The following is a 4,899-nucleotide window of genomic DNA, read 5'->3' as shown; positions in this document are numbered from 1 at the left end:
TCGGCCGGCGCCGCCACCACCACGGCGCGCTCGCGCCCCTCCTCTCCCAGGATCTCCTCGATGAACTCCTTCACCTCGCGGCCCCGTTCGCCGATGAGCCCCACCACCACCACATCGGCCACCGAGCCGCGGGTCATCATGCGGAGNNGCCGACGCCGGAGCCGGCGAACAGCCCCATCCGCTGGCCCTGGCCCACAGTCAGCACGGCGTTGATGGCACGCACCCCCACGTCCATCGGTTGATGGATCGGGCGGCGAGAGAGCGGATTGATGCGGTGCTGGGCAAATTGCACCGTCTGGGAAGAGAGGATGGGACCGAGCCCGTCCAGCGGCTGGCCGATGCCGTCGATGACCCGGCCCAGCAAGTTCATGCCGACCGGAATGCCATGCTCCTCGGTGATGGGCACCACCCGGGCGCCGGGAATGACCCCCTTGAGCTGTTCGCTCGGCATCAGAAACAGGCGATCGCCGGAGAAGCCGACCACTTCGGCCTCAAGCGAACCATCCTGGGTGTCGATGCGACAGAGTGCCCCGATGGCGGCGCGACAGCCGATGGCCTCCAGGGTCAAGCCCACCACCCGGGTGAGCTTGCCGGCCACCGGGGGTTTGGGGGCGATATCGCGTACCCGATACCCCTGCAACCGATTGAGTAACGAGCCGCTCATCCGGCCTCCTGAAAGCTGGTGTTGAATGCGTTGAAAAATAGACGGGGCAAGCAGGCCGGGCCGCTAGCCGCGGCCATCCTGACCGGCATTGTCCCGCAGAAAGTTGCGCAGCAGCTGGTCGATGCGCCCGGAGAGGGTCAGATCGATGCTGGAGAGCTCGGTGGCCAGTTGCAGATCGCCGGGGGAGAGGGTGGGATCGCTTTGCAGTCGCCAGTGACGCTTGGCGCACTCCTCGGCGCCAAATGCCTGCTCGACCCGGGCCAGATCGTCCGGATGCAGCATCAGGGTGACCCCCAGCTCGGCGGCGGGCAGCAGCGCCAGCCCCTGCTTGAGCGCTTCGAGCAGCAGCCTGGGCGAGGNNCGCGCTGTCCAGCTCCTTGAGCGGGTTGGCGAGGCGATCGATCAGTTCCTGCCAATGGCTCATCTGCTGCTCCACCAGCTCGCGGCCGAGGGCCAGCCCCTCCTCCTTGCCCTGCTCCAGTCCGGCGGCATGGCCCTGCTGCAAACCTTCCAGCTTGCCCTCCTCGAGCCCCTTGGCGTAACCGGCTTCACGCCCCTCGGCCATCCCCTCTTCCCAGGCGGCCTGGCGAATGGCTTCCAGCTCCTCGGCGGTGATGCTGGGGGCCGGCTCCTCGGCCGGCTCTTCGACCGGCACCTCTTCCTCCTGCCGATACCAGTCCGGGGTCAATCCGAGGGCATTGGTCTCGACCTCGGCCTCGACCTCCATCTCAGGCCAGCCCCAGGTCTGAACCTGGCTCTCGTCCCCGTCGGGTCTGACATAGCCGCGCAGTTTGTTGTTGTTCATCTGGCTGCCGCACTCCTCGTCATCACGCTGCCGGGAGTGCTATGCACGTCGAAGCGAGCGTTCATCAGAGGAACTCCTCGCCGCCACCGGCACCCAGCATGATCTCGCCGGCATCCGCCAGACGGCGGGCGATGGAGAGGATCTCCTTCTGGGCGGCTTCCACTTCGGAGACCCGGATCGGCCCCATGGCCTCCAGATCGTCCGCCAGCATCTCGGCGGCCCGCTTGGACATGTTCTTGAAAATCTTCTCGCGCATCTGGTCGTCGGAGCCCTTGAGGGCTCGCTGCAGCAGATCGCCAGGCACTTCCCGCAGCATGGTCTGGATGCCGCGATCGTCCACGTCGATGAGGTTCTCGAACACGAACATCAAATCCTGGATCTGCTGGCTCATCTCCTCGTCCGACTCGCGGATGGAGTCCATCAGCTGACCCTCGATGTTGGTGTCGAGGTAGTTCATGATGTTGGCCGCCGCCTTCAGGCCGCCCATCTTGGCTGCCTGGGCACCCGCCGCACCGGCGAACTGTTTCTCCANNCGCCGGTTGCACCTCTTCCAGATTGGCGATACGCATCACCAGATCGAGGCGCACCTGTTCCGGGAACTGGCTCAGGATCTCGGCGGACTGCTCCGGCTCCAGATAAGAGAGGACGATGGTCTGGATCTGCGGGTGTTCGTTCTGGATGATGCTGGCCACCTGGCGGGCATCCATCCACTTGAGGGAATCGAGGCCGCGGGCGCCGGAACCCAGGATGATCTGATCCACCAGGTTGCTGGCCTTGTCCTCGCCAAGGGCGGCCACCAGCGCCTTGCGCACGAAGTCTTCGCTGCCGATACCGATGTTGGTGTACTTCTGGATGTCGTCGATGAATTGACGGTGTACCGCCGCCACCCGGTCGTGACTGAAATCCGACATGGAGGCCATCGACATGCCGAGCCGCTGCACCTGCTTGGGCTCGAGATGGCGGAAGATCTGGGCGGCGTCCTCTTCGTTGAGGCTCAGCATCAATACCGCCGCCATCTCCATGCCGCTCATCTGATCCAGGATCTGGCGCTGACTGTCGGTGATGTCATTGCCGGTGACCTGTGTCTTGTTTTCGTCAGCCATCTTTGTTCGCTACCCATTCTTTAATGACCTGTGCGGCCAGATCCGGTTCGTTCGCCACCAGGGCACGTACCGCCTTGAGCAAGTCTTCGTCACGGTGTAGATCCGGCAGTTTCAGATGGCCGTCACGTACCCCGAACACCGGCTCGGCTTCGGCCTGAGCCGCCAGCAGACTGAGCTCGTCATCCCCACCCAGCACGGTGTGGTTGTCGAAATCCAGTTCCCCTTCCGGCTTGGCATCCGGATAGAGCAGGCGCTTGAGCATGGGGCGCACCACGGTGACGATCAGCACTATGATGACCAGCANNTGCTCGTAGAGCGGCGCCTCGGCCACGTTTTCAAGCTCGGGCCGGTTGAACGGGATGGCGACCACCTCCAGAGTATCACCACGGGTCACATCAAAGCCAAGGCCGCCGCTCAGCAGACGACGCAGGGTATCGAGTTCGGCCTGGGTGCGCGGCTCGCGGCTCACCTTGCCATCGGCGGCAGTGGCCGACTTGTAGTCCACCGCTACCGAGACGGTCATGCGGCGAATGCCACCCATCTGGCGCCGGATATGGCTGACGGTGGTATCCAGTTCGAAGTTGCGGGTCGCCTCCTTGCGGGAGCGGCCGGAAGAGGACGCGGTCGTTTCGGCGTTGGGGCCGGTCGCCTGCTGAGGAATGTTGGAGGCGGCGGGCGGCTGGTTGGAGAGGGCGCCGGGCACGCCACCGTTGCTGCCGTTGGCGCTGTTCTCTTCCATGGTCATTTCGGAGCGCACCGCCGGCAGGTCCGGGTTGTAGGTCTTGCGGGTCTGCTCCTGCTGGGAGAAGTCGAGGGAGAGGTCGACCTCCGCCGTATAATTGTCGGCGCCGAGCACCGGGATCAGGATGGCGTCAATTTTTTGTTTGTATTCCAGCTCCTGCTTCTGCTGCATCGCAAACTCCTTGCGAGTCTGGGCAGAGACGGGATCCTGGGAGCCGGAGTTGAGCAGGCGGCCGTTCTGGTCGGTCACGGTGACGCGGGTCGGCTCCAGACCGTGCACGGCGGAGGCGACCATGTCGACGATGGAGTCCACTTCCCCCTGACCGAGGGCATTGCCCTTGAGGCTCAGCACCACGGTGGCGCTGGGCTTGCGTTCGTTGCGGGCAAACACGTTGTCTTTCGGGATGGCCAGCAGCACCTGGGCCTTGGCCACGTTCTGGAACTGCTCGATGGCGCTGGCCAGCTGGCGCTCGCGGCTCAGCTTGAGCCGTTCGCTCTCCATCCGCTGGCTGACCCCGAAGCTGGAGTCCTTGAGCAGGATGTCTTCCCCGTCGGTGCTGGCGTCAGTGGCGTTGGCCAGACCGGCACGGGTCAGCGCCAGCCGGATGTTGGAGAAGTTTTCGGCATTGACCAGCACGCTCTTGCCATCCACCTGATAGGGGATCTTCTGCTGATCGAGGAAGTCGAGGGTCTTGACCAACTCCTGGGTGGTGTAGGTGCCAAGGGGACGCATGTCCGGCTCCTTGCCCCACAACAGGATGAAAACGGCGATGGCCAGACAGATGGCCAGCCCCAGGATCAGGGTGATCTGGCGCAGCACGTCCGTGTTGGAGAGGAAGCCGAGTGCCGAACTCTTCTGCTCATTCTCATCGAGGGCGGCGGTGCCCTCATCGTTCATCAGCAGTTCGCCGTTTTGATCAGTAGCCACGATTTATGTCCTTATTGCTGACATGTTCATGATGCTCAGTCGCCATGGGCCTGAGTTACACCGGCATGTTCATGATGGTCTTGTAGGCATCGATCATCTTGTTGCGCACCTGCACCGTCGCCTCGAAGGCGATGGAGGATTTTTGTCCGGCGATCATCACTTCGGACAGGTCGACCGAGCTGTCGCCCATGTCGAAACGGGTGCGCAGATCGTTGGCGGCCCCTTGCAACTCGTTGACGTTGCCAAGGGCCTGCTGCAGCAGTTGACCAAAATCGGAGCTGACCTGACGGCCAGGCTGGGTGAGCGGCGTGGCGCCGGCTTCCACCTTGAGGGCCTGCATCTCTTGTATCAGGCTGCTTGCACTGATTTCCATATTTCATCCCCAGACAAATCATTGACACTGACAGGCTTCAAGCAATAAGAGTGCCAATTAGGGAGAAGTACCCTCGAAGCTGGGATTCTTGTGGTCGCCGGATGATGAGCCGGCCCCTCAGGGGCGCGGCACGGCCCCCTCCCCCAGCAGCAGCCTCAGATAGCTCAGGTGGAGATCGTAGTGCTCCCCGGCGGGCAGCTTGACCAGCACCTCGTCATGCAGGTAGCCCGCGCGGCTCGCTGCCAGCTCGGGGGGAACCAGTCCTACCGCCACCAGCCTGGCGAC

2 protein-coding genes and 3 pseudogenes are annotated in these 4,899 nt (G+C 63.6%); all 5 read right to left on the bottom strand.

Annotated features, from left to right (window positions below; genetic code table 11):
* Positions 1–664: pseudogene (gene fliI, locus BN1143_RS10385) on the bottom strand (flagellum-specific ATP synthase FliI); the annotation flags it as partial.
* Positions 665–727: 63 nt separating this feature from the next.
* A pseudogene (locus tag BN1143_RS10380) lies at positions 728–1,469 on the bottom strand (flagellar assembly protein FliH).
* Positions 1,470–1,533: 64 nt separating this feature from the next.
* Positions 1,534–2,572, bottom strand: a pseudogene (fliG, locus tag BN1143_RS10375) (flagellar motor switch protein FliG).
* A complete protein-coding gene (fliF, locus tag BN1143_RS10370; RefSeq protein WP_042050536.1) occupies positions 2,565–4,241 on the bottom strand; it encodes a flagellar basal-body MS-ring/collar protein FliF in 1,677 nt (558 codons plus the stop codon). The pseudogene fliG and the gene fliF overlap by 8 nt, the downstream one beginning before the upstream one ends.
* A 55-nt stretch (positions 4,242–4,296) precedes the next feature.
* The gene (gene fliE / locus BN1143_RS10365; protein ID WP_042050535.1) at positions 4,297–4,614 is read right to left on the bottom strand and encodes a flagellar hook-basal body complex protein FliE; all 318 of its coding nucleotides are present in this window, start codon (positions 4,612–4,614) and stop codon (positions 4,297–4,299) included.
* Positions 4,615–4,899: the final 285 nt, after the last annotated feature.

This window comes from Aeromonas dhakensis, assembly GCF_000820305.1.
Classification (GTDB): Bacteria; Pseudomonadota; Gammaproteobacteria; order Enterobacterales; family Aeromonadaceae; genus Aeromonas; species Aeromonas dhakensis.
The sequence above is the reverse complement of the archived record's forward strand: the minus strand, read 5'-3'. Positions and strand labels throughout refer to the sequence as shown.